22 protein-coding genes and 1 pseudogene are annotated in these 22,447 nt (G+C 73.0%); 13 read left to right on the top strand and 10 right to left on the bottom strand.

Annotated features, from left to right (window positions below):
* Positions 1-311: 311 nt before the first annotated feature.
* Entirely contained in the window at positions 312-1,034 is a 723-nt protein-coding gene (locus ACIGFK_RS40965) for an esterase/lipase family protein (protein WP_376657283.1), read from the bottom strand.
* A 369-nt stretch (positions 1,035-1,403) separates the two neighbouring features.
* Between ACIGFK_RS40965 and ectA the strand changes: the two genes are divergently transcribed.
* The 4 genes from ectA to thpD all read left to right on the top strand — a co-directional run bounded on the left by ectA (position 1,404) and on the right by thpD (position 4,736).
* Entirely contained in the window at positions 1,404-1,946 is a 543-nt protein-coding gene (gene ectA / locus ACIGFK_RS40960) for a diaminobutyrate acetyltransferase (RefSeq protein WP_400055924.1), read from the top strand.
* A gap of 140 nt (positions 1,947-2,086) precedes the next feature.
* Positions 2,087-3,355, top strand: coding sequence for a diaminobutyrate--2-oxoglutarate transaminase (gene ectB, locus ACIGFK_RS40955; protein WP_376657281.1), 1,269 nt, complete (start codon positions 2,087-2,089; stop codon positions 3,353-3,355).
* Between the two features lie 35 nt (positions 3,356-3,390).
* The gene (locus ACIGFK_RS40950) at positions 3,391-3,795 is read left to right on the top strand and encodes an ectoine synthase (RefSeq protein ID WP_376657280.1); all 405 of its coding nucleotides are present in this window, start codon (positions 3,391-3,393) and stop codon (positions 3,793-3,795) included.
* 38 nt (positions 3,796-3,833) lie between these two features.
* Positions 3,834-4,736, top strand: coding sequence for an ectoine hydroxylase (gene thpD / locus ACIGFK_RS40945; protein WP_400055922.1), 903 nt, complete (start codon positions 3,834-3,836; stop codon positions 4,734-4,736).
* A 29-nt stretch (positions 4,737-4,765) separates the two neighbouring features.
* Here thpD and ACIGFK_RS40940 read toward each other — a convergent pair whose 3' ends face one another.
* The 5 genes from ACIGFK_RS40940 to ACIGFK_RS40920 all read right to left on the bottom strand — a co-directional run bounded on the left by ACIGFK_RS40940 (position 4,766) and on the right by ACIGFK_RS40920 (position 11,557).
* Positions 4,766-7,450, bottom strand: coding sequence for a DUF6493 family protein (locus ACIGFK_RS40940; protein WP_400055921.1), 2,685 nt, complete (start codon positions 7,448-7,450; stop codon positions 4,766-4,768).
* Positions 7,447-8,901 carry an SWIM zinc finger family protein gene (locus ACIGFK_RS40935; protein WP_400055919.1) on the bottom strand — a complete coding sequence of 485 codons (1,455 nt, stop codon included), beginning with the start codon at positions 8,899-8,901 and terminating at the stop codon, positions 7,447-7,449. The genes ACIGFK_RS40940 and ACIGFK_RS40935 overlap by 4 nt, the downstream gene beginning before the upstream one ends.
* Before the next feature lie 121 nt (positions 8,902-9,022).
* Positions 9,023-9,856: an SDR family oxidoreductase gene (locus ACIGFK_RS40930; protein WP_400055917.1), complete on the bottom strand. Its 834-nt coding sequence runs from the start codon at positions 9,854-9,856 to the stop codon at positions 9,023-9,025.
* 215 nt (positions 9,857-10,071) lie between these two features.
* Positions 10,072-10,983 (bottom strand): ADP-ribosylglycohydrolase family protein, encoded by a 912-nt coding sequence (locus ACIGFK_RS40925; protein WP_400055915.1) that lies wholly within the window; start codon positions 10,981-10,983, stop codon positions 10,072-10,074.
* 10 nt (positions 10,984-10,993) lie between these two features.
* Positions 10,994-11,557, bottom strand: a complete 564-nt coding sequence (locus ACIGFK_RS40920) for a serine hydrolase (RefSeq protein WP_400055913.1) — start codon at positions 11,555-11,557, stop codon at positions 10,994-10,996.
* Positions 11,558-11,742: 185 nt separating this feature from the next.
* Here ACIGFK_RS40920 and ACIGFK_RS40915 point away from each other — a divergent pair, with 185 nt between their 5' ends.
* From ACIGFK_RS40915 to ACIGFK_RS40905, 3 genes are all read left to right on the top strand, one after another.
* Positions 11,743-13,476 (top strand): immunity 49 family protein, encoded by a 1,734-nt coding sequence (locus tag ACIGFK_RS40915; RefSeq protein ID WP_400055929.1) that lies wholly within the window; start codon positions 11,743-11,745, stop codon positions 13,474-13,476.
* 85 nt (positions 13,477-13,561) lie between these two features.
* On the top strand, positions 13,562-13,846 hold the full coding sequence (locus tag ACIGFK_RS40910; protein WP_376657273.1) for a hypothetical protein: 285 nt from the start codon (positions 13,562-13,564) through the stop codon (positions 13,844-13,846).
* Positions 13,843-14,433, top strand: coding sequence for a hypothetical protein (locus ACIGFK_RS40905; RefSeq protein ID WP_400055911.1), 591 nt, complete (start codon positions 13,843-13,845; stop codon positions 14,431-14,433). Before ACIGFK_RS40910 ends, ACIGFK_RS40905 begins: the two co-directional genes overlap by 4 nt.
* 586 nt (positions 14,434-15,019) lie before the next feature.
* On the opposite strand, the gene ACIGFK_RS40900 is transcribed toward ACIGFK_RS40905, so the two are convergent.
* Positions 15,020-15,538, bottom strand: a complete 519-nt coding sequence (locus ACIGFK_RS40900) for a MarR family winged helix-turn-helix transcriptional regulator (protein WP_376657286.1) — start codon at positions 15,536-15,538, stop codon at positions 15,020-15,022.
* Between the two features lie 179 nt (positions 15,539-15,717).
* Here ACIGFK_RS40900 and ACIGFK_RS40895 point away from each other — a divergent pair, with 179 nt between their 5' ends.
* The 4 genes and pseudogenes from ACIGFK_RS40895 (at position 15,718) to ACIGFK_RS40880 (ending at position 18,451) form a co-directional block, all read left to right on the top strand.
* Positions 15,718-16,848: an NADH:flavin oxidoreductase gene (locus ACIGFK_RS40895; RefSeq protein ID WP_376657271.1), complete on the top strand. Its 1,131-nt coding sequence runs from the start codon at positions 15,718-15,720 to the stop codon at positions 16,846-16,848.
* A gap of 178 nt (positions 16,849-17,026) precedes the next feature.
* A pseudogene (locus ACIGFK_RS40890) lies at positions 17,027-17,491 on the top strand (sporulation protein); the annotation flags it as partial.
* Positions 17,488-17,772: a hypothetical protein gene (locus ACIGFK_RS40885; RefSeq protein WP_400055910.1), complete on the top strand. Its 285-nt coding sequence runs from the start codon at positions 17,488-17,490 to the stop codon at positions 17,770-17,772. The pseudogene ACIGFK_RS40890 and the gene ACIGFK_RS40885, both read left to right, overlap by 4 nt.
* A gap of 148 nt (positions 17,773-17,920) precedes the next feature.
* Positions 17,921-18,451, top strand: coding sequence for a hypothetical protein (locus ACIGFK_RS40880; protein ID WP_376657269.1), 531 nt, complete (start codon positions 17,921-17,923; stop codon positions 18,449-18,451).
* Positions 18,452-18,561: 110 nt separating this feature from the next.
* Here the strand turns inward: ACIGFK_RS40880 and ACIGFK_RS40875 are convergent, their stop codons facing one another.
* Positions 18,562-19,002 carry a MarR family winged helix-turn-helix transcriptional regulator gene (locus ACIGFK_RS40875; RefSeq protein ID WP_376657268.1) on the bottom strand — a complete coding sequence of 147 codons (441 nt, stop codon included), beginning with the start codon at positions 19,000-19,002 and terminating at the stop codon, positions 18,562-18,564.
* An 88-nt stretch (positions 19,003-19,090) separates the two neighbouring features.
* Between ACIGFK_RS40875 and ACIGFK_RS40870 the strand changes: the two genes are divergently transcribed.
* Together ACIGFK_RS40870 and ACIGFK_RS40865 are read left to right on the top strand one after the other, a co-directional pair.
* Positions 19,091-20,014, top strand: a complete 924-nt coding sequence (locus ACIGFK_RS40870; protein ID WP_376657267.1) for a zinc-binding alcohol dehydrogenase family protein — start codon at positions 19,091-19,093, stop codon at positions 20,012-20,014.
* Between the two features lie 75 nt (positions 20,015-20,089).
* Positions 20,090-20,527 carry a glutaredoxin domain-containing protein gene (locus tag ACIGFK_RS40865; RefSeq protein WP_376657266.1) on the top strand — a complete coding sequence of 146 codons (438 nt, stop codon included), beginning with the start codon at positions 20,090-20,092 and terminating at the stop codon, positions 20,525-20,527.
* A gap of 861 nt (positions 20,528-21,388) precedes the next feature.
* Here ACIGFK_RS40865 and ACIGFK_RS40860 read toward each other — a convergent pair.
* Together ACIGFK_RS40860 and ACIGFK_RS40855 are read right to left on the bottom strand one after the other, a co-directional pair.
* Entirely contained in the window at positions 21,389-21,757 is a 369-nt protein-coding gene (locus tag ACIGFK_RS40860; protein ID WP_376657265.1) for a hypothetical protein, read from the bottom strand.
* 38 nt (positions 21,758-21,795) lie between these two features.
* A complete protein-coding gene (locus ACIGFK_RS40855) occupies positions 21,796-22,380 on the bottom strand; it encodes a TetR family transcriptional regulator (protein WP_376657264.1) in 585 nt (194 codons plus the stop codon).
* Between the last annotated feature and the right edge of the window lie 67 nt (positions 22,381-22,447).

The raw sequence follows: 22,447 nt of genomic DNA, 5'->3' as shown, positions 1-22,447 counted from the left end.
GGGCGGGGGCGGGCCACACCCCTGTTGTCTTCTCTTCGGGGGGGGGGGGGGTGTTGTGGGGGGGGGGGGGGGGGGGGGGGGGGGGGGGGGCCCCCCGCGGGGCCCCCCCCCCACCACCGGGGAGGAACGTCGCCGTCGCGGGCGTACGGGAGCGCATGGCCGAACGCCGTGCCCCCGGCGGCGGGCCCTTCCGGCTGCCACACCTGCGCCACGCTCTGCAAGTACTGCCTCCACGTCACGGGGCGTGCGCAGCGGGGTCGCGGCGTGCCCGACCGGGCCCTGCCATCGGGCGGACCACCGCGCTTCGGCGCTCATCCCGGCCGAAACGTCTCCTCCGGAGACTTCTGTGGCGCCGCGCCGGTGATGTGCTCCCGTACCTGCCGGTAGACCCCGGCGTTCTCTGTGAACGCCGTGTGCAGCAGGCACGGGGTCTGTGTGTTCACCGCACCGGTGAGGGCGACGCTGCTGCCGGGGTTGATGATTGCGTCGCAGGAGGACCACCAGGTGGCGTAGCGGGTCGGTCCGGGTGTCTCGTCGCCCGTGTTGAGCGCCTTGAGGAAGGCGGAACCCGGACGCATCTCGACGCAGGAGGCCCCGCCGCACCAACGGGCGGTCTCCGTACCGTGGTTGGGGCCCGCCAGGGAAACCCAGGCGTCCACCTTCGCGTCGCCACCCAGGTTCTTCAGGTAGTGGCGGGACGACAGGGCGCCCATGGAGTGGGTGACGACGTCCACCTTGGCGGCTCCGGTCGAGGCCAGGACACGGTCGATGACGGAGGCGAGCTGCGCCGCGGTGGTGGCGTTGGACTGCGAGGTCGGGTAGGTCCACTGGTGCAGGCGGTCAACGGGCCAGCCGTCCGAGCGGAACCGGCCGGCCATGGTGTTCCAGGCCGCGCCGTCGCTGTTCCAGCCGTGCACGAAGACGACCGGGTCGGGCGGAGGAGGGGCCGCGGCTGCGGCGGGCGCCGCAGGTGCGGCGCAGCAGGCCAGCGCGATCAGGACGGCGGGAAGGACGCGGGGCATCGGCACGTTCACGGGCCGTTTGTAGCGGTCGAGGCCACCCCGCCCGGGGCGTGAGCCGCAAGGCGTCACCCGTCCGGCTGCCGCCGTTCACCCCAGGAACGTTTCGGCGCGGCCCTCACCGCACTGCCGTGAACGAAACCCCGGCCGGGCGAGGAAGACGTCACATTTCAAGTGGTAAAAGTGAGACAAGGCAAAGACGTTATCAGTTCGTTATATTGGCAGGGGTGGGGTGGAAATGTCATGGTTTTTCATCATCATCCGGGCCCATCTCATGCACTTCATCACTCTCGGCAAGCCGCCTGCAACTATCACGTTTCAGCCCGGCTCCGTAACCCCTTGAGGCCATGCATTTTGCTCCAGCTCTGGGTAACTTCGGCCCGCATGACTGCTCATGCAGAACTGGCCCATTACAGGAAGACCCTCCCGACCACCACGACCACGCACATCGACCGGCCTCGCCCGGGTGACGGCCCGCTGCTGTGGCGCCTGGCCCGCGATTCCAGGACCCTGGACCTCAACTCGTCGTACAGCTACCTCCTCTGGTGCCGTGATTTCGCGGGCACCTCGGCTGTCGCCCGCGACGCGTCCGGGCGGGCCGTCGGATTCGTCAGCGGATACATGCGGCCCGAGAGCCCCGGAACCCTCTTCGTCTGGCAGATCGCCGTGGACGAATCCGTCCGTGGCCTGGGAATCGCCGGCGCCCTGCTCGACGGCCTCTCCACCCGCGTGGCGGCGGAGTACGGTCTGAAGTCCCTGGAGACCACCATCTCCCCCGGGAACCTGGCGTCGGAGCGACTGTTCGACTCCTACGCCACCCGGCACGGGGCCACGGTCACGCGCGAAGTGCTGTTCGCCGGGGCGGAGTTCCCGGACGGCGGGCACGACCCGGAGGTCCTGCACCGCATCGGGCCGCTCCACTTCTGACCCTCTCCCCTCCGACGGCCCTCCGCACGCCGCGCCCCGCCATGCCGTGTGCAGCGCAGCGCCACGCCGTGCAGTGCCTTGACGGCAGCCGTCGGGTCGGCGCCACCACACGTACACCCCCACACCACTGGAGAACCGCCTTGACCATGACCGAGCCGGTCCTGTCCGTCTTCGAGACAGTCGAGTCCGAGGTCCGCAGCTACTGCCGGGCCTGGCCCGTCGTCTTCGACCGCGCCGCGGGCAGCCGGCTGTACGACGAACACGGCCGCGGCTACCTGGACTTCTTCGCGGGCGCCGGGTCCTTGAACTACGGCCACAACAACCCCGTCCTCAAGCGGGCCCTGCTCGACTACCTCGAGCGGGACGGCATCACTCACGCGCTCGACATGTCGACGACCGCGAAGCGGGCCTTCCTGGAGACCTTCCGGTCCCGCGTCCTCGAACCCCGCGGCCTGCCCTACAAAGTGATGTTCCCGGGGCCGACCGGCACCAACGCCGTGGAAGCGGCACTGAAGCTCGCACGCAAGGCCAAGGGCCGCGAGGCGGTCGTGTCCTTCACCAACGCCTTCCACGGCATGTCGCTCGGCTCGCTCGCCGTCACGGGCAACGCCTTCAAACGGGCCGGTGCGGGCATCCCCCTGGTCCACGGCACCCCGATGCCGTTCGACAACTACCTCGGCGGCAGGACTCCCGACTTCCTCTGGTTCGAGCGCCTGCTGGAGGACCAGGGCTCCGGCCTCAACCATCCGGCAGCGGTCATCGTCGAAACGATCCAGGGCGAGGGCGGCATCAACGTGGCCCGGGCGGAATGGCTCCGCGCCCTCGCGGACCTGTGCAGGCGCCGCGACATGCTGCTGATCGTCGACGACATCCAGATGGGCTGCGGCCGGACCGGCGAGTTCTTCTCCTTCGAGGACGCGGGCATCACCCCCGACATCGTCACCCTGTCCAAGTCCATCAGTGGCTACGGACTGCCCATGTCCCTGTGCCTGTTCAAGCCGGAACTGGACCTGTGGGAGCCGGGCGAGCACAACGGCACCTTCCGCGGCAACAACCCGGCCTTCGTCACCGCGACCGCGGCCCTGGAGACGTACTGGAGCGACGGCGTCCTGCGCGAGCGGACCCACATCCTGGGCCGCCGCATCGAGAGCGTGCTGCGCGAACTGTGCGCCGAACACGCCGGGCTCGGCGCCGCGTACCGGGGCCGCGGACTCGTCTGGGGCATCGAGTTCACCGACAAGGCGCATGCGGCGGAAGTGTGCCGCAGGGCCTTCGAGCAGGGGCTCCTCCTCGAGACCTCGGGCCCCGAGGGCGAGGTCGTGAAGCTGCTCCCGCCGCTCACCGTCACCGGCGACGAGCTCGAGGAAGGCCTCGCCATCCTGGCCCGCTGTCTCCGCGCAGCCGCCTGACCAGCACACCGCCGGACACCACGAAGGGCACCACCATGATCGTCCGATCGTTCCGGGACATCGAGGGAACCGACCGCCACGTGAAGGCGGCCTCCGGCACCTGGGAGAGCAAGCGCATCGTCCTGGCCAGGGAACGCGTCGGATTCTCCCTGCACGAGACCGTCCTGTACGCCGGCACCGAGACGTCCATGTGGTACGCGAACCACGTGGAGGCCGTGGTCTGCACGGAGGGCGAGGCCGAACTCACGGACGAGGAGACGGGCCGGAGCTACACGATCACGCCGGGAACCATGTACCTCCTCGACGGCCACGAGCGGCACACCCTGCGCGTGAGGCGGGACTTCCGCTGCCTGTGCGTCTTCAACCCGCCCGTGACGGGCCGGGAGGACCACGACGAGAACGGCGTGTACCCGCTGCTCACCGAACCCGGCCACGGCTGACGTACCGACACGCACAGAGAGGAGAGGCAGGCACCACCATGACCCACGCATCCACCCGCACCGTGAACGACCTCTATCCGACCCGGGGCTCCCAGGAGGTGCTCACCGGCCGGTCGGACCCCGTCGTCTGGTCCGAGCCCGGCACGCCCGGCCCCATGTGGGCCCACGAGCTGGAGGGCTACGAGCGCGACGGCTTCCTCTCCGTCGACGAACTCATCACACCCGACGAGGTGGACACGTACCGCACGGAGATGGAGCGGGTGCTCCGCGACCCGTCGACGCTGGCCGACGACCGGTCCATCGTGGAGCCGAAGTCCCGGGAGGTGCGCTCCGTCTTCGAGGTCCACCGGATCAGCGAGGTGTTCGCGGCCCTCGCCGCCGATCCGCGCGTCGCGGGGCGCGCGCGGCAGATCCTGGGCTCCGACGTGTACGTGCACCAGTCCCGGATCAACGTGAAGCCCGGCTTCGGCGCCAGCGGCTTCTACTGGCACTCGGACTTCGAGACCTGGCACGCCGAAGACGGCCTGCCTCACATGCGCACCGTGTCGGTGTCCATCGCCCTGACCCCGAACCACGCCACCAACGGCGGGCTGATGATCATGCCCGGCTCCCACCGGAGCTTCCTGGGCTGCGCCGGTGCGACGCCGAAGGACAACTACAAGAAGTCCCTCCAGATGCAGGACGCCGGCACGCCGTCGGACGAGGCGCTGACCAAGTTCGCCTCGGCCTGCGGCATCAAGCTCTTCACCGGCAAGGCGGGCTCGGCCACCTGGTTCGACTGCAACGCCATGCACGGTTCGGGGGACAACATCACGCCGTACCCGCGCAGCAACGTGTTCATCGTCTTCAACAGCGTCGAGAACCGCCCGGCGAAGCCCTTCGCGGCCCCGGTGCGCCGCCCCGCGTACATCGCCTCGCAGGACGTCACGCCCCTGCCCTGACGCGCCCGGCTGCCCACCCCGGCAGCAGGTCACGCGGCCGCCGGATCCTCGTTCCGGTCGAGGGCCTTGGCGAGGCGGACGGCCTGGGTGACCAGGCGGGACCGGCCGCCGCGGGCTGCGACGTCGGCGAGGCCGGCCGGGTGCGGGGCGGCCGCCAGGGACTGTTCCACGCAGTCGGCGGCGATCTCGAGGAGGTCGCCGGCTCCGCGCGGTTCGGCGGTGCCGGCGAGCAGGGCGGGGAGGGCGGCCGCCAGCACGGCCCAGGTGGTCGTGCAGGCGCCGGTCGCGGCGGCGGTGCGCAGCGAGTCGGCGAGCCGGTTGGGCTTGACCGTGCCCAGGGTCAGCGCCTCCCCCAGGTCGGAGCCGAGGCGTTCCGCGTCCAGTTCGCCGCGGGCGGCGAGGGCCAGGAGCGCGTCGACGGCCCGGAGCCGGTCCTCGGCGTGCCGGGCACCGAGTCCGGTGGCGACGGCGAGGTGGAGCGCCGGGCCGGCCGGGCCGCCCGCGGCCGCGAGCAGGGGCAGTACGGCGGCTGCGCCGCGGCCTTCGTGGAGGGCGCAGGAGGTGATGCCCGGGAGCGACCAGGCGGCCAGGGTCTCCCGGTCCTCGGGGAGGGCGGCGACCATGGCGGCTTCGCCGTTGCCGTCGCCGTCCCAGCAGCGGCCGGTCGCCGTGCGCGCCCGTCCCAGCTCCCGGAACGGCTCGGGGAACCCGTGCAGCACGGCCCGGCGTTCGGCGGTGTCCAGGGTGACGTGCGACGGCCACTCGTCGTAGTTGCGCACCACGGCCGGCGCTGTGCGGCGGGTGACGGTGGCGGGCAGGCCGTCCTCGCCGAGCCAGGCGGCGAGCCGGTCCCCTTCGGGTGTGCCCAGGGCCGCTGCGCCGGGGATGGCGGCGGGGTCGCGGCGGGTCCGCAGCAGGGCCTGGGCGAAGTCCGCCGGGCCGGGGGTCTCGCCGAGCCGTGCGTACGCGGCGAGGCGCTCGGTCAGGGTGTGCGGGTCCAGGGAGCCGCTCGTGTGGGTGGGGAGCGCGAGCAGGAACGGCAGCGGCCGGTCCGCGATGTGCAGGGCCGCTTCGGCCAGGCGGGCGTGGGCGGCGACGTGGAACGCGGGATGGTGGCAGTCGCTGCGCCAGGACACGGACGGGAGCTGCGGCGGGTGGACCGGCGTCGCCGGGTGCACGTCCAGGACTGCGGCGGCGACGTGTTCGATGCCGGGCAGGTCGCGGGTGTGGTGGCGGAACTGTTCGGGGTCCAGCCACCAGCGACCGGCCAGGGCGGGGCGCAGCGCCGCAGCGAGGGCCGCCCGGTCCCGGTGGGCGTGCCGTACGAGGCCGTCCAGGGCGCGTTCGTACTCCTCTACGCTTGCGGAGCGGGAGTTGACGACGGCCGCGACGAGCTCGACGGTCTCCTCGATGCTCTCCGGGGCGGGTGCGAGGGGGGTCCGGGCCGGGGGCGGCGGAAGGATCTCCCGGTAGGGGGCGGCCTCGGCAGCGGGGGCGGCGTCCGGGCCGAGGACCTCCACGGCCCGGGGCCGGTGCAGGGGGCTCAGCAGGTGTGCCTGGGCGGCCAGTTCGGCTCGCACCTCCGGGTCGGGGACGAGATGCGCGGCGGCGAGTTTGAGGGCCCGTTCCTGGATGTCGGTGTCGGTGTGCCCGAAGGCCTCGCCGAGTACGGGCAGCAGCTCGGGGGCGGCAGCCGGATCGCGGACCAGTTCCCGGCCGAGCAGCACCAGTTGGGCGCGGACCAGCTTCTTCTCGGGGCGGAAGAGGACGGTCGACGACATCTCGGCGAGCAGGCGGGGGGTGAGGCCACCGGCCGCGGCGAGCCGGGCGAGGACCTGCTGGGCGTGCCCGGCGACGGCGGAGGGGGCATCGGCAGCCAGCGCGATCCAGTCGGCGGCGCGCTCCTGCTCCTCCTCGGCGGTCGGCTGCAGGGCCTGCAGGAAGGCGAGGTACGGCTTGAGGTGGGGGCCCGTGCCACCGCGGAGCAGCCGGGCCGTGCACCCGTCCAGGAGGGCGGTGCGGTCGAGGAGGCCCTCCGCCGTGAGGGTCGCGACTGCGGTCGGCCAATGGTGCGGACCGGTGGGTTCGCCCAGCCAGTTGAGCGAGGCGATCGGCTCGGCGGTCTCGAAGAGGTGCGGGACGAGCTCGGCGGTGTACGGGTCTGCGCGCAGGGCGTCGGCGAGGGGTACGCGCTGGGCGGGCAGCGACGCGGCCCAGCCTTCGAGGCACCCGTCGGTGGTGGGCATGGCGCATCCGGCGAGGCCGACGAGCGCGCGGATCATCGGGTAGTCCTGCTGAGCGGTCGCGGACCGCGCGGCGAGGCGGTGGGCGAGGTCGCCGAGCAGGCGCGGCTCCCGGTCGGACAGGACGTCGAGCAGGGCGCCGGTCGGGAGGGCCCGCCAGCGGCGCAGGTCGCGGGCGGCGATCCAGGAGGCGGCGGCCGCCGCACCGGTGGTGCACGCGGCGCCGGCGACGACCAGGGCCGGGCTCACCAGATCCCGTTCCCGCCAGTTCTCCCAGCCTTGGGAGCGCAGGTCGGCCCGCAGCACCTTCAACTCGGCGAGCAGTCCCCGGCGCTGCGCGCGGTCCAGGGGCTTCAGCAGTCCCGGCAGGGTGGCGACGCGTCCGAGCTTGACCGCGGTGAGGATCTCCCGCGCGGGGGCTTGCGGCTGCGAGGCGGCGGGAGCGGTGGTGTTCTGGGCGGTGGTGTTCATCGTGCGGCTCCGGCAGGGGTGGTGGCGTTCGCGGTGGTGGTGTTCGCGGTGGTGGTGCTCTCGTTCGTGGGGCCGGTGTGCGTGGCGGCCCGGCGGGCCATGCGGGTGGCGAGGGCGTGCTTGCAGGGGCCCCGGCGGCCCCGGTAGTCGGCCCACCACTGGCAGGTGCAGCTGAGGGCGCCGCCGGCGCCGCGGACCTGGTAGCGGCGTTCCCCGGAGGTGACGACCGCAGTGCCCGCACCGGGATCCAGGGTGACCGCGCCCGCCGCCAGCAGGGCTCGGGCGGCGACGAGGCGCGGGTTGTGGCGCTCCGCGCGGCGGGCGTCGTAGGGCAGTTCGCGGTGGAAGTAGGCGGCTTCGGCGAGGTCGTAGCCGACGCGGCCGGCCGTGCCGAGGTGCGTGAGGGCGGCCCGTACGCGCTCCACGGGGAGCCCGGACTGCTCGGCGAGGTCGGCCGGGTCGATGCGCGGCTCCCATGCCAGCAGTACGGAGATCAGGTCGGCGTCCTCGGCGGCCGTGTCGGTGGCGAGGGCTTCGAGGACGCCTCCCTCGCCGGAGAACCCGCGGTCGGGCTCCGGGGAGAGGGTGAGGGTGAGGCGCATGCCGGGCAGGGAGACCTCCCAGGCGGAGGCGGTGGGCGCCGCGCCGTCGGGCACGGGCCCGTACACGCGCAGGCCGGTGGCGTTGCGCAGGACCCGCTGGAGGGCGGCGAGACGGTCCGGTCCGGGCAGGCAGACCGCGCCGGGCACGGGGCGGGTGGTGGGGCGCAGAGTACGGCCCGCGGGCACCACCCACAGGGCGGCGCTCGCGGCGCTCCCGCCCGCGGGGGTGCGCGGGAGCGAGCGCAGGAAGCGTACGGCTTCGGCGGCGGTGAGTTCGGCGCGCAGGTCGAAGCCGGTGGTGATGGCCTGGGATTCGGCGAAGCCGCGCAGCCAGCGGTCGGGCAGCGGCACCTTCTTCTCGACGACCGGTCCCTCAAGGGTGGTGACGGTCAGCTCGTCGGGGCCGACGCGCAGGTGCAGCGGGTCGTCGCCGGTCAGCCGGGACAGGGCTTCGCGCAGCGGGTTGTTGACGTCTACGTTGGTGGTGCCGTGGCCGGTGTCGGCGCCGCCCAGGCCGTCGGGGAGCACGTCGAGCCGGGCGTACACCCCGCAGCACCCGGAGAAGGACTCGAAGCGCAGCCGGTCGCCGTTGCCGGTGACCACCGGGTCGAGGGAGGCCCGCAGGGTTCGCCGGTAGTAGCGGGCGGCGGCCACGTCGGCGACGGCGAGCAGGGCGCGGGCCGCGGCCTGAGGGCTGCTCAGGAACCCGGCGAAGAACTGGGGGTGGGCCTCGGCCCCGGCCGGCGTCAGGCCGCCCGCCGTCTCCAGGCCGAGCATCCGCCCCGTGCCGGGGGCGGTGGTCAGCGAGGAGGAGCCCGCGTAGGCGAAGGTGTGTGCGGTTCGCGTCATGTTCGGAACGCTAAGCGGGACCACTGACAACGGCGCCCGGCCCTTGCAGCCCCGCGGCCCCCACCGGTACCGGGGCGCGCGGGCGGCCTTCTGAGGTCAGGTCAGGTCAGGTCAGGTCAGGTCAGGTCAAGGGTGGGCCCTGGGCGATGATCCGGGCGGCGGCGAACTCCGCGAGGTAGGCCTGTTCGGCCTCGTCGAGGTATCCGTAGGCGTCGTCGCCGATGGGGATCCGCAGGGGGGTTGCGGTGTCGGAGCCGACGATGTCCAGGACCCGCGCCGCGAAGTCCTCCGGGCGGCCGGTTCCGGCGTTCTCCGCGATGCCGCGGGCGCCTTCGAGCATCTCCCGGTTGGTGGCGTCGTAGGCGGGGATCCGGCGGTGCGACTCGGACATGGAGGTGCCGTAGCGGGTCGCGAACATGCCGGGTTCGAGGACGGTGACGCGGATGTTGTGCGGTGCCGCCTCGATGGCCAGGGCCTGGCTCATGCCTTCCAGCGCGTGCTTCCCGGCCCCGTAGGCGGCGAACCCCGGCAGGGCCGTGCGGCCGACGATGGAGGAGACGTTGACGATGTGGCCGCGTCCCTGGGCCCGCATCAGCGGCAGGACGAGGCGGGTCAGCCGCCACGGGCCCACCACCAGGGTCTCCAGCTGGTCGCGCAGTTCGGCGTCGGAGACCTCCTCGACCGCCCCGAACAGCCCGACGCCTGCGTTGTTGACGAGTACGTCGATGCCGCCGAGACGCTCGGCGGCCGTGCGCACCGCCTCGGAGCAGGAGTCGGGGTCCCGGAGTTCGAGCGGTACGGGGACGATGCGGCCGGGCCAGGCGGCGGCGAGTTCCTCCAGATCGGCGGTCTTGCGTGCGGTGACGGCCAGTTCGTCGCCGGCCCGGGCCGCGGCGGCGGCCAGGGCCTGGCCGAGGCCTGAGGAACATCCCGTGACCAGCCAGCGTCGTGTCATCGTGCCCCCGATGCGTCTGCGATGCGCGGTGTTCGCCGGACAGCGAGAGTTCATGGTCGACGGGCCCGGGCCGGTCGGCCATCCGTCCTGCGGGGGCGCACGGAGGCGTGCGGGCGCACGACCGGGCGTGCGCCGAGCCCGGGGCGCCCCGAGCCGAGCCGACCCGCCGCGCCCCGGACCTCCGCGCCCCGTCCCGACCGGACCCGACCCGGTGCCTACGCCTGTACGACCACCGGCAGCGGCTCACGGGCTGCGTGCCAGGCGGGCGGCAGAGCGGCGACGCCCGTGCGGGCGGCGATGACCCCGCCCGCGATGGCGCACGTCGTGTCGATGTCCCCGCGCCCGGCGACCGTGGACCACAGGCCCTCGTGCAGGTCGTCGAGGTGGGCCGCCGCGCACCAGAGGGCGTAGGGCACGGTGTCGGGCCCGGACATCCGGTAGCCGGAGCCCAGGACCTCCGCGGCGTGCCGGACCGAGGTGTGCTCCGGCATGCGCGCCGCGATCCGCACCCCGGACCGGACGTCGCCGACGGGCAGCCGTTCGGCGACGGCCCGGAGGAAGTCCTGCCGTGCCGGGGCGGGACCGCCCCGGCTGCGGGTGGCCAGCGCCGCGGCCACGGCCACCGCCACCGCTCCGGCGACGGCTTCCGGGTGGTGGTGCGAGACCTCACTCTGCCCGGCCGCCTGCTCGACGACGGCCTCGAGGTCGTCGGCGAGCCAGGCGCCGAGCGGGGCCACCCGCATGGCGGCGCCGTTGCCCCAGGAGCCCTGGCCGCCGAACTGTCCCGCGACCACGCCGCGCCAGGCTTCGCCCGCGCCGATCCGCCGGAGTACGTCGTGCATCGAGGCCCCGTAACCGCGGTGCGTGTCCTCGGCGTAGGCCTCGGCGAGACGCAGGGCGAGGCGGTCCTGGTCGACGGTTCCGCCGCCCTCGGCGAGCTCGCGGCAGAGCACGAGCGCCTGGGCGGTGTCGTCGCTCCACTGCCACAGCGGCTCCGGGGGCAGGATCCGTGCCTCCAGGGATTCCGGGCCCTCGCGGCGCAGGATGCCGAACCAGCGGTCACCGAAGGCATCGCCGAAGGCGAGCCCGGCCAACGAGTCCAGTACGGCGGGAGGCAGCTTGATCATGGAGCGAGTATCACCGGGCACCGGCAGCCCCTGCACTGCGATTTCCGGCGTGCATGCGCTCGGCTGCCACACTGAGGCCGAGGCGCAGTGAGGTCCGCCGCGAGGGCATCGGCCAGGCCCTTCGGCCCGCCCAGTGCGTCGGACAAGAGTTGGCCGCAGTCTTGTCGCTGTAGCGGACGGCCGCATCACACAGGTCCCGTAGGGTCATCCCGCCGTCGACGTGCTTCCCGGTCACCGGAGAGTGGTCGATCAGATCGTCCCGGGAGTACCGGACGACCCGGTCCGTGCCGCTCAAGGTGTACTTGCGCAGGACGGCAGCCGCGGCGAACGCCTTGAACGTGGAGGCGTACGAGAACCGCTCGTCGGCGTTGTGGGCCACCTCTCGCCCATCACCCGTGTGGACCGCATAAACGCCCAGCCGCGCACCGTACTTGCGCTCCAGCCCCTCGAAGTCGGCGCCGGGCTGCTTCGCGGCAGGATCCGCCTGCGTCGCGGCAGGAGCCGGAGCGGGGGCCGCCCGGCTGTCGTCGTGACCGCACGCCGCGAGCGGAAGTGCGGCGAGCGCAGCGAGCAACCCCAGGACGGCGCGCCGCGCTTGCGTGGACTGATCTTCGGACCTCGGGTCGGGGCAGCGCCGAGGTTACCCGCGAGAGCCGGCACCGGGACGGCGAGGGCGCGCCGGAGTGTCGTACCCCGCGCCTAGGCTGTGCCGCAGAGATTCGATCAAGGAGTAGGTCAGTGCAGATAGAGCGTCACCAGGTGGGCGAGGCCGCCGTGTCGGCAGCGCGCGAGGACTTCACGAACCGGATCGGGGGTCAGGTGCGGTCCATGTCGAGGGGCGGCCGGATGGCCACGTACGAGTGGCAGTCGATCGCGGACGAGTTCCTCGACTACCTGGGCGCCCTCTCCGTCGAGACGCCCGACCTGGACACCGCGGAGGCGAAGGCGGCCCTCAAGGACGCCTCCGAGGCTGCGGCCGGGGCCGTCGCCTACGCCGCGTACCACCCGCACTGCAGCTTCCAGATCTTCCTGGACTACGTGAACTTCGGCATGAGCTACGACCCGGGTGAGGACGCCCCCGAAGAGAGCGTCACGCCCGGGGAGTGGATCGACGCGCTCTGCCTGACGCTCCTGAGGGACAAGGCCAAGTGGCACGGCGAGGCCTTCCACTTCGCCCGCGAGAAGTTCGCGGCGCGGGTGCAGGGCACGCCCACCGGCGAGCTCGCCACGGGGTTGATGGCCGTGGTCCTGGACGACACCGGCAACGACGAGGAGTACCCGCCGAGCCCGCAGGCCAAGCTCGCCGCCGTCGACGCGGCCCTGGGCCGTATCCGGGCCCGCGCCGAGGAGAGCGGCGAGCCCCTCCTGGACCGGCCGGACAGTGCGGCGCTGCAGACGCTGCGGGCCCTGGCCGCCGAGGAGCGGGACGCCTTCGATGCCGCGCTGGCCGGCCTCCTGACCCGGCACCACGCCCTGCACGGCTCGACGACCTCCACGAGCAGCCTCCTCCCGCTCGTGCCCATTGCCCTCTCCGCGCTCGCGTACCGGACGCTGGGGTGGGAGCCTGCCGTGCGTACCGACTACCTGCCGCACGCGCTGGTCACCGGCTTCGAGGCCCGGCCCCCGCGGGTCGGGGGCTTCGGCAGGGACCGGCGGCCGGACGCGGTCGCGGCGCTCGCCGCGGGCCCGCTGGTGGTCGAACGGCCGGACTGCGAGCGGGCGATGAACCCGCAGATGGAGGCCCGGTACGCGGAGAACGCCCGGGGGGTGTTGACTCCGGCCGGGGAAGAGCCCCTTGCCGTCTGGCCGCTCGGCAGCGTCATGGGCGATCAGGAGCGCCTCTTCAGGCGGCGGGCGGGTGACCCCGGCAGCCTGACGGGTGCCCAGCTCGCCAACCTCAGGCTGGCCTCCCGGATGGGGGCGGCCCTGTTCCGCATCGCCCTCGTGGAGCCGGGCACCGAGACCGAGGTGACCGTCGACGGCCGCACACTGCGCTTCTCGGCCGAACGGAAGGCGGCGAACGCCGGCAACTGGCAGAAGGCCGCCGCCTTCGCCCTGATCACCGGGGTGCGTGAGGACCTCGTCCCGCTGGTCCTCACCGGCCCGACCTTCGCGCAGCCGGACGAGTCCGCCTTCGGCCCGTACCGCGAAGCCCTGCACGCCTACCTGAAGGGCGACGATCCCGAAGGCGCCGCGCAGCGGGCGCTGCAGCAGGCCGAGAAGGCCAAGGACTGGGGCTTCCCCATGCCGCCCGCGGTGCTGCTGTCGCAACTGGTGGAGGGGGACGAGGAGAGCTTCAACCTCGCCCTGGCCGACGCGCTGGAGGCGCACCGCGCGTACTACCAGGTCGCCGACCGCGCCGATGACCTGGACGCCTCCGTCAACCTGGACATCCTCGCCCTGGCCTGCCACGCCCGCCGCCGCGGCTGGGGCATCCGCGTCGAGTCCCCCTACCTGCCGCAGGAACTCCTGGGGGCCGCTGAACCCTTCTGACACCGGGAAGGCGGAAGGCGCCGGTCCGGAACGCAGGCGTCAAGGAATTCTTGACAAGTAGACCTTGTCAAGGTTTCCTTGACGCATGTTGATCTTGAAGTCGAAAGACCGGCACCGGAACCTCCTTCCCGCCACCCCGTCCATGGCCGTCGCACTGCCCCTCTCCGTGAGCCTGCCCGCCACGAGCGTGATGTTCGGCGACCGGCTCGGCGCGTTCGCCACCATCTCCCTGGTCCTCGTGGGCCTCGCGCTCATCGCCTGCACGGCCGGCCTGGCCGCCCGGGCGGCGGCGCGCGAGTCCGCCGAGCAGGCGCGCCGCGACGAGGCGGTCCTCGACGCCCTCGAACCCCTCGCCGGACTCCGCCGATGAGCAACGAACCGCTGCTCCACCCTGCGGAGATGGACCGGATCCGGGAAGGGATCGCCGCTGCCGTCCTCGGCGCCCCCGAGGGACTGGCCGACTCGCTCGAGCACGACGCCTTCGGGTACCTGCGCCTGGTGGACGCCTCCCGCGTCGGCGCCGAGGAGGCGAGCCGGCTGCTGCGGGAGGCCGTCCAGGGCGCCAGGGCCGCCGGCCACAGCTGGGACACGGTCGGCCGCGTCCTCGGAGTGAGCCGCCAGGCCGCCCAGCAGCGCTTCGCGGCCAAGGCCGCGGACACGGGGTCGGCGCCGCCCGCTGCCGGGCCGAACACCCCGAAGCGCCGCACCCTCGGCGGGCTGTCCGCGTTCAACGAGATGGCCGCCCTGGAGGAGGCGGGCCGCGAGGGCTGGCACATGGTCGGCTACGGCCCCTTCTTCCACGAGGTGGAGGCGTCCGGCCACCCCTGGGAGCACTGCCGGGTCACGCTCCCCTCCCTCGCGCGACACCGGCGCATGGAATCCGAAGGCTGGATCCCGGTCGGCGCGGGATGGTTCCCGTGGCGGTACTACAAGCGGCCCGTCCACCCCGGCACCTGAGGGTGAGACAGAAGACCCGGCCCGGGCACGGCACAGTTGTTCGAGGAGCGGGCCGACGTTCCCCCTCCCCTCCAGCTCGGGTCCGCGCATGACCACCGCGACCATGAGGGCCGTACCGTCCGCCGAGCGGACCGGCGCGGCCACCTGAGCGACCTGGGGCAGTGCACGCATCCGTGCGGTGACGTCGCGGGCGGCGGCGTCGGCGGCCGCCGGGTCGAGGGCGGCGCCGGAGCGGGCACGGATCAGGACCTGCTCGCCGCCGCAGGCGCTCCGGACCGCCTGCGGCGGCGATCTCCTCGGCCCGGCCGGCCTCGCCGACGCGGAAGTCCTCGGAGGTGGCCTGATGGGTGCCGACCGTGAGGCCGGCAGCGAGGCAGAGGAGGACGAAGGCAAACCAGCCGGCGATGACCCGCCCGGCGCGCCGGGCGCTCCAGCGTGCTATGCGTACGGGAAGTCGGGTCATGTGGGGATCACGAGCGGCGGGGTGTGCCGCGCATGACGTCCTACGGACTGAACCCCGTGTCCACCGGTCGGTGGACACGGCACCGCAGGCGAAGCACGGGGGGCCGCAAACGGGTCCCCGGTCCTACGGGGCCGGCGTCGCGGGTGCCTGCGGAGCAGGGGACGGAGCAGGAGGGGACGGGGATGCCTGCGGGACCGGCGGGTGACACCCGGCGCGGGTGTCGTCCTCCTCCGCTCGCGGCCAGAACCGTCCTTCGAGGGCCTCGGCGCTGCGGTTGAGCCGGACCAGGACGTCCTCCAGCTCCCGCACCTCCTCGGGGGACCAGCCGGCGACCACCCGGGCCAGGCAGGACCGGTTGACCTCGCGGTCCGTGGCGAGCCTGCGCCCGCCTTCGGCGGTGATGCGCAGCTTGCGGGCCATGCCGCCGTCCGGGTCCGCGACGCGCTCGGCCAGCCCGCAGCGCAGCAGTGCGGCCGTCTGGCGGTTCACGGTCGAGGTGTCGAGCCCGAAGGCCTCCGCCAACTGCCCGATGGACATGGGGCCTTGGGTGTCGATCCGGCTGAGCAGCAGGTACGCCGACCGCTCGAGGCGTTCGGGGTCGCGCTCGCGCCGGGCCAGCACCTGGTGCCGCGAGAGCAGCATCAGCTCCCGCTCCAGTTTCTCCAGCACTGCGCCTCCCGCTCCTTCCGGCGCTCCATTATCTCCGACCCGTGGACCGGCGGACCCGGCCGGGGCGCTGCAATATGCATGATACATAGCCTGTGTACTATGCACTTCTCGCTGTCACCCGGCGAGCCACAGCCTCAACCCGGAGGACCCGCATGACCCCCACCACGTCCACCGCCTCCCGCGCGGCCGAGATCCTGTCCCGGCCCATCGAGCTGAACGGCCTGACCGTCCCCAACCGCATCGCGATGGCTCCGATGACGCGGATGTTCTCCCCCGGCGGCGTGCCGGGCGAGGACGTGCAGGCGTACTACGCCAGCCGGGCCGCCGCAGGTGTGGGCCTGATCGTCACCGAGGGCACGTACGTCGGTCACGAGTCCGCCGGGCAGAGCGACCGGGTACCGCGCTTCCACGGCGAGGACCAGCTGGCGGGGTGGGCGAAGGTCGCCGCGGCCGTCCACGAGGCGGGCGGCACGATCGTGCCCCAGCTGTGGCACATAGGCATGGTGCGCAACCAGGGCGAGGCCCCGTACCCCGACGCGCCCGCCGTCGGCCCCTCCGGCATCCGCGTCGACGGCACCGAGGGGGCCGGCAAGGCGATGACCGGCGCCGACCTCGACGACGTCATCGGGGCCTTCGCCGACGCCGCCGCGGACGCCGAGCGGATCGGCTTCGACGGCGTGGAGCTGCACGGCGCCCACGGCTACCTGCTCGACCAGTTCCTGTGGGACCGGACCAACCGCCGCACCGACGCATACGGCGGCGACGCGGTGGCCCGCACGAAGTTCGCCGCGGAGATCGTCGCGGCGGTCCGCGAGCGCGTCTCGGCCGAGTTCCCGGTGATCTTCCGCTACTCGCAGTGGAAGCAGGAGGCCTACGACGCCCGGCTCGCGCAGACCCCGGAGGAGCTGGAGGCGATCCTGGCCCCGCTGGCGGCGGCGGGCGTCGACGCGTTCCACGCCTCCACCCGGCGCTACTGGCTGCCGGAGTTCGAGGGCTCGGACCTGAACCTGGCGGGCTGGACCAAGAAGCTCACCGGCCGGCCGACCATCACCGTCGGCTCGGTCGGCCTCGACGGCGACTTCCTGCGCTCCTTCGTCGGCGAGGGTGCGGCACTCGGTGACATCGACAACCTCCTGGACCGCATGGAGCGCGAGGAGTTCGACATGGTCGCCGTCGGCCGGGCCCTGCTCCAGGACCCGCAGTGGGCGGCGAAGGTCCTCGGCAACCGCTTCGACGAGCTGAAGCCGTACGACGCGGCGGCCCTCAAGTCCCTCAGCCGCTGACCCACAGCCGGTAGCCGGCAGCCGGCAGCCGGCAGCCGCCCGGCCCCCTGCCCCGGCCGCCCCGTGACCTCGACCCACCGAGGCCACGGGGCGGCCGCACCCTCGTCGGAGATCGCCGAGCCTCGGGCGACTTGGCTTGGAATCGGATCCGTGAGTTCGAGACGCCTGCCCGCACGGCGGGATCCTGCGCGGGGAGATCGTGCTGCGTGCACCCGACCGGGATGCGGTGGTGCGGACCGTCAACGTGAAGCTCGTCGCCAACACCTCGCCCGCCGTCGGCAAGCACGACGTCGTCGACACCGGGTCGGGCGACACGTTCGCGCACTTCCCCGTAACCAGCCGGTTCACCGTCGCGAACGGGCAGGAGACGCGGGTTCCCTTGCGGTTCCGGCTGCGGTGGGAGAGGCCGGTGTCCGAGGTCCGGGGGCAGCGGCTCGACGGGATGCGGCTGGGGGGCTACACGTCCGTCGAGGCCAGCGGGATCGAGGGCCGCACGGACAGCGACCCGCTGCGCATCGGCGCGACGCCGCGGCGGGGTATTCCTGCCGGGCCGCGAGGACCGAGGACGACTACATTCCCCGCACCGAGCGCCAGATCCTCTACATGCGGCAGAGCTTCCGCCTCGTCGACACGCGGGCCGTGACCGGGCCGGACCGCCCGGAGCAGTTGGAGGTGAACTTCCACACCGATGCGGTCGGTTCCGAGATCTACGTCCGCAAGGCCGCCCTGCACCAGAAGGGCTGGTGGAAGAAGCCGCCCGCCCTGCGCTACGTGGCGGCCCACCACGAGGTCGGCCAGGTGGACTTCGAGGCGCGGGTCCGGCAGTGGATCGACGAGGTCGCGGCCCTGCCCGAGAAGGCCGTCGACGATCGCGAGAGGATCGAATACGACCTCGGCAGCCCCCGGGTGTGGCTCGACACGTAGGCCCCGGGCCACCTCCCGGTCCGCGCCCTGCGCCATGACGGGCTCTCGGCTGCCGGAACGACACGGGGGGGCAGCGAAGACCGCAGGCGCCGCTGGTGTTTGATCTCTGGGCCGGGGCAGGGCGCCGGCATGACGTGAGGGGTCCGTGGTGGTGGTCAGTGAGCTGGTGCGTGCAGAGCTACGGCGCGTCGATTGGGCGGCGTTGGAGTGTGGCTGCGGTGATTCTGCGGGGCACGTACCGCTCCTTTTCGAGGCGATCATCACCGCCGAGACGCCCCGGGACATGATCGGATACACGCTCGACGGCCATGTCGAGGAAAGCTCGGTCAACTTCGAGTGCACCGGGCCGGCGGTCGGTGTGATCATGGCCGCGCTGGCGGGTGAACTCTCGGCGCTGGCCCGGGACGTGCTGCTGCAGACGTTGTGGTACGTGGCTGCCGGTTCCGGCGGCCACGACCCGACGGCCGGGGACGAGGGCCCGGGCCAAGAGTCGAGGCGCCATGTGCAGGAGGGGTTCTGGAGGCTGGTGCAGATCGGGCTCACAGGGACCGCGGAAGACGCCGAAACGGTGGCGGACATCTTCGAGTCCTTCGGGCTGGGCGGGGACGAAGCCGCCTTCCACCAGGCCGAGCTCCGCGAGCGCGTGCGCGCGAAGACCAAGCGCCGGCGACGCGTCTGATGCCGTGAAGACCAGGGGGCCGGCTCGAAGCACTGCGAGCAGACCGCCCCGAACGGCCCGGCCTGCCCGGCCTGCCGCGGTCGACGCCGCAGCCTCATCGGCACAACCGGCTAGGAGCTCTCCGCCGCTTCGTGGAGCCGGGTCAGCAGGGCCAGCAGCTGCTTCCGCTCGTCCGGGGCAAGTGGTGCCAGGAGTTCGGCATTGGCGGCTTCGGCCAGGGCTCCGCAGCGGAAGAGGACGGCCGCGCCTTCCGGAGTGACGGTGACGGCGTTCTTGCGGCGGTCGGAGGGGTGGGGGGCGCGCAGGACGAGGCCCTGCTGCTGGAGGTGGTTGAGGATGCCGACCATGTCCTTGGGGTCGACCGCCAGACGACGGCCCAGATCGGCCTGGGTGACGGGCCCGTACTCGGCCGTGGCGGCCAGTACAGCATGGTGCATGAGCTTCAACCCCTCCGCAGCGAGTGCGTCGGCGACCATCCCCCGGCCTCGGGCCGCGACACGGCCGACGAGCCACGTCGGCAGGGACTGGATGCGCTGGAGGTCCGAGGTCATGGCCTCACCCTACCCAAAGTCGTTGGACATCCCAATGACATTCACCTTATCGTTGGGATGTCCAATGAGTTCGGATGGGGGAGGTCCTGTGCTGCGCATGCGCCATGAGGTCGACGGCGGGCCCGAAGTGCTGTTCGCGGAGGAGGTCGAGCGACCCGGGGCAGGCGCCGGACAGGTGCTGGTCCGGGTCGAGGCAGTCGGGGTGACCCTGCCCACCGTGCGCAAGGTACGGGAGGGCGGCGGGCCGGTTTCGTTCGGTGGCGAGATCGCCGGGGAGGTCGTTGCCCTGGGTGCGGGAGTCACCGGCCTCGGCGTGGGAGACCGCGTCACCGGGCTCTGCTTCGCCGACGCCTACGCCGAGTTCGCGGTTCTGCACGCCGCCATGGCTTCCCCGATTCCGGACGGCGCGACCGCCGTGGAGGCGGTCGCCCTGGTCCGCAGCGGTCTGGTGGCGCGCGGTGCCTACGAGGCCGCGCGCGTGGAGCCCGGGGAGTCGGTACTGGTCACGGCGGCGGCCAGCGGCGTGGGCACGCTGGCCCTCCAGCACGCCAAGGCCGGCGGGGCGGCACGCGTCGTCGCCGCCGTCAGCAGCGCCGGCAAGGCCGACTTCGTCCGGGGGCTGGGGGCGGACGAGGTCGTCCTCTACGCGGACGCAGACTGGGGCGCCCCGTACGACGTGATCCTCGACGGCGTCGGCGGCGACCTTCTCGGCCGCGCTGTACGCGCCCTCGCGACGGGCGGCCGACTGGTGGCCTTCAGCTCCGGCGGCGGCACGGTCGAGGCGTACGAACTCCTCGTCCGCGGTGCCTCGATGATCGGATTCCAGATGCGCGCCATCGCGGCCGGCAAGCCCGAACTCTACGGCCGCTGGCTGAGCGAGCTCTGGCAGATGCGCGACGCGGGCGTCCTGCGCACCGCCGTGCACGAGGAGATCCCCCTCGTCGACGCCGCCCGCGCCCACACCCTCATCGAGCAGCGCCGCAACCTCGGCAAGGTCGTCCTCGTCCCGTAGCCGCTGTCCGGTCGAACACCGGGGTGAGCGGCCTGGTTCGAGGGGCTTTTCGACTCACCGATAGCATGCGTCACCATGATGCGCGCTTGGATCCTGCCGGTACTGCTCGTGCTCAGCGGCTCGGCCGTCGCGACCGGGCAGATCGCCAAGGGGAGCCCCGGCACGGCCGCAGCACTCCTGCTGGCGTTCCTGGCGCTCGCCGGCGTGAACTCACCCCTGATCTTCCCGAAGTCGATCGGCGCGCAGGAGGCACAGCGCCGCAGCGCGGTCGACGGCCGACCGGTCGTCTTCTGGCGGCCGGGCTGCAAGTTCTGCATACGGCTGCGCATCCGGCTGGGCCGCAACGCCCGCCAGGTGCACTGGGTCGACATCTGGCGCGACCCGGCGGGAGCCGCAGCGGTGAGAGCAGCCAACGACGGCAACGAGACCGTGCCGACCGTCGTCGTGGCAGGTCGGCCCCACACCAACCCCGATCCCGCGTGGGTACGCGAACAGCTCTCCCCTTCCGCGTGACGCGCGGACCGTCTCCTCCCGGCAGCCCGCGCGGATCGTCGGGCAGCCACAGTTCGACTGGTAGCCCCGGAGAGGCCGGTTCAGCCTGAGTTCAGGCAGCGGTCGAGGAGTTCGTGCATGCGGGGGGACGGGGAGGGGCGGGTTGGCCGCAGCGCCCTCTGCCGTGCACGGGTCGGAGAGGAGCTCCTCCAATGCCCCTGGGGCCAGGCTGGGGTTGGCGGCGGCCCGGCGGAGCACCGGTTCCCCGGGCGCCGCGCGGGCGGCGTACCAGCCGGGCGACGGCTCGGCGACCGGCTCGGTGATCGGGCAGGTGCGGTCCGGGCCGTGCCCGATGATTTGGCGGATCGCCCAGTACTCGGGCCAGGTGCGGGGGAAGGGGTGGATGCGTGCGCTCATCCGCCTGCGCCGCGCTCCGTACGGCCGGGTCGGAGTCGTCGAGCAGGGCCCCCGCTGTGCGGGGGTGAGCGACTGCCATCTCCAGGTGGCGCGTATGCGGAGCGCGGGGTGCACGTGCCCGGCCGTGGAGTGGCAGAAGGACAGCGGGATCTGCCAGGAGGAGACGAGCCCCTCGGTGTCCGGCAGCGGTCGGACCCGTCGTGGGCGGGGATGGGGGCCGCCGACGAGCCGACCGCGCACGATCCCCGACGGGTCCGTTGCCAACGGGGCGAGTCGTGCGGGGTCGACGTGCCGGTTGCGGGCGAGCGCGCCGCGGATCCCGCTGGCCGGCCGGCGCAGGGCCGCGTCGATGACGTCGTCCCCGTCCTGTCCGTACTGACCAACCGTCACCGGGCGTCGGGCGGGTGCAGTGAGGCAGGGCATGGCTCGGCTCCGGGGCGGGCTCGTACCGCCGCCCAGGTGTGGCTACTTGGGGTCTTGGGTGTCCCAGGGGTGGGCGAACTGGCGCGGACCGAGCCGCCAGTCGGTGAGGACGGACATCAGCTCCGCTTCGCCGACTGCCTCGGCGGACGCGATGAGGGTCGCCCCGATGTCGTAGTCGAAGCCGTCGATGCGCTCGCTGTCGTACTCCCAGTGCGCCAGCCGGAAGGTGCGATCCGTCTGCCCGCGCACCCAGCCTTGCCCGTGCGCTTCGGAATCACGTGGAGTCTCCCTGGGCGTGATGTCCACGAACGCCCGGCGGCCAGCACGCGTGGCCGGGACTTCCGCCACGAGCCGGCGCCCGAGGCGCAGTGCGGTCAGTTTGTCTGCGGGCCAGTTCGAGGTGTCGTTCACGAGATCCCGTCTCGGCTTGTCCTCCGGGCGCCGGCTCCTCAGCCGAGGAGCACGGTCAGCAGACGTTGGGTGGTCGCCTTGGCGTCCTCGCCCTGACCGGGAGTGCGGGTCATCAGCAGGTGGTGGGTCGTTCCGACGAGCGCCAGCGCGATGGTGGCGGCGTCGCCGCCGGCGGGCAGTCGGCCGCCGCGCTGCTCGGCCTGCAGGTAGGCGGTGACGGAGTGCTGGATCGCGTCGAACGCGGGCGCGCCGGACGCGAAGCCCTCGCGGGTGTGCAGCGCGGCGGCCGGGCGGGTCATCGCCAGTCCCACCACTGCGGGAGGCAGGGAGTCCAGCAGGGCCAGGACGACCTCCTGGAGGTTCTCCGCGACCGTGGCCCGCCCCACCCGGCCCTGCAGGGCCTCGGCCTGGTGGGCGCTGCGCGCGAAGCGGTCCAGGACCAGCTCGGCGACGAACTCGTCCAGGCCGGAGAAGTGCGTGTGCAGGACACCCTTGGCGCAGTCCGCCTCGGCGGTGACCGCGCGGCTGGTCAGGGCCGAGGCGCCGTCGCGGGCGACCACCCGTTCCGCCGCCGCGAACAGCCGCTCGCGCAAGTCCGGTATCGCCACTCCACGAGGTGACACAACATCCCCTTTCCATCAGCCCGTTGAAAGTATGGGCGTTCGCCCATACTGTTTGGGCACTTGCCCA

The organism is Streptomyces sp. NPDC085524 (assembly GCF_044541755.1).
GTDB lineage: Bacteria > Actinomycetota > Actinomycetes > Streptomycetales > Streptomycetaceae > Streptomyces.
Note: the sequence above shows the minus strand (reverse complement) of the source record. Positions and strands in the feature narration are given on the sequence as shown.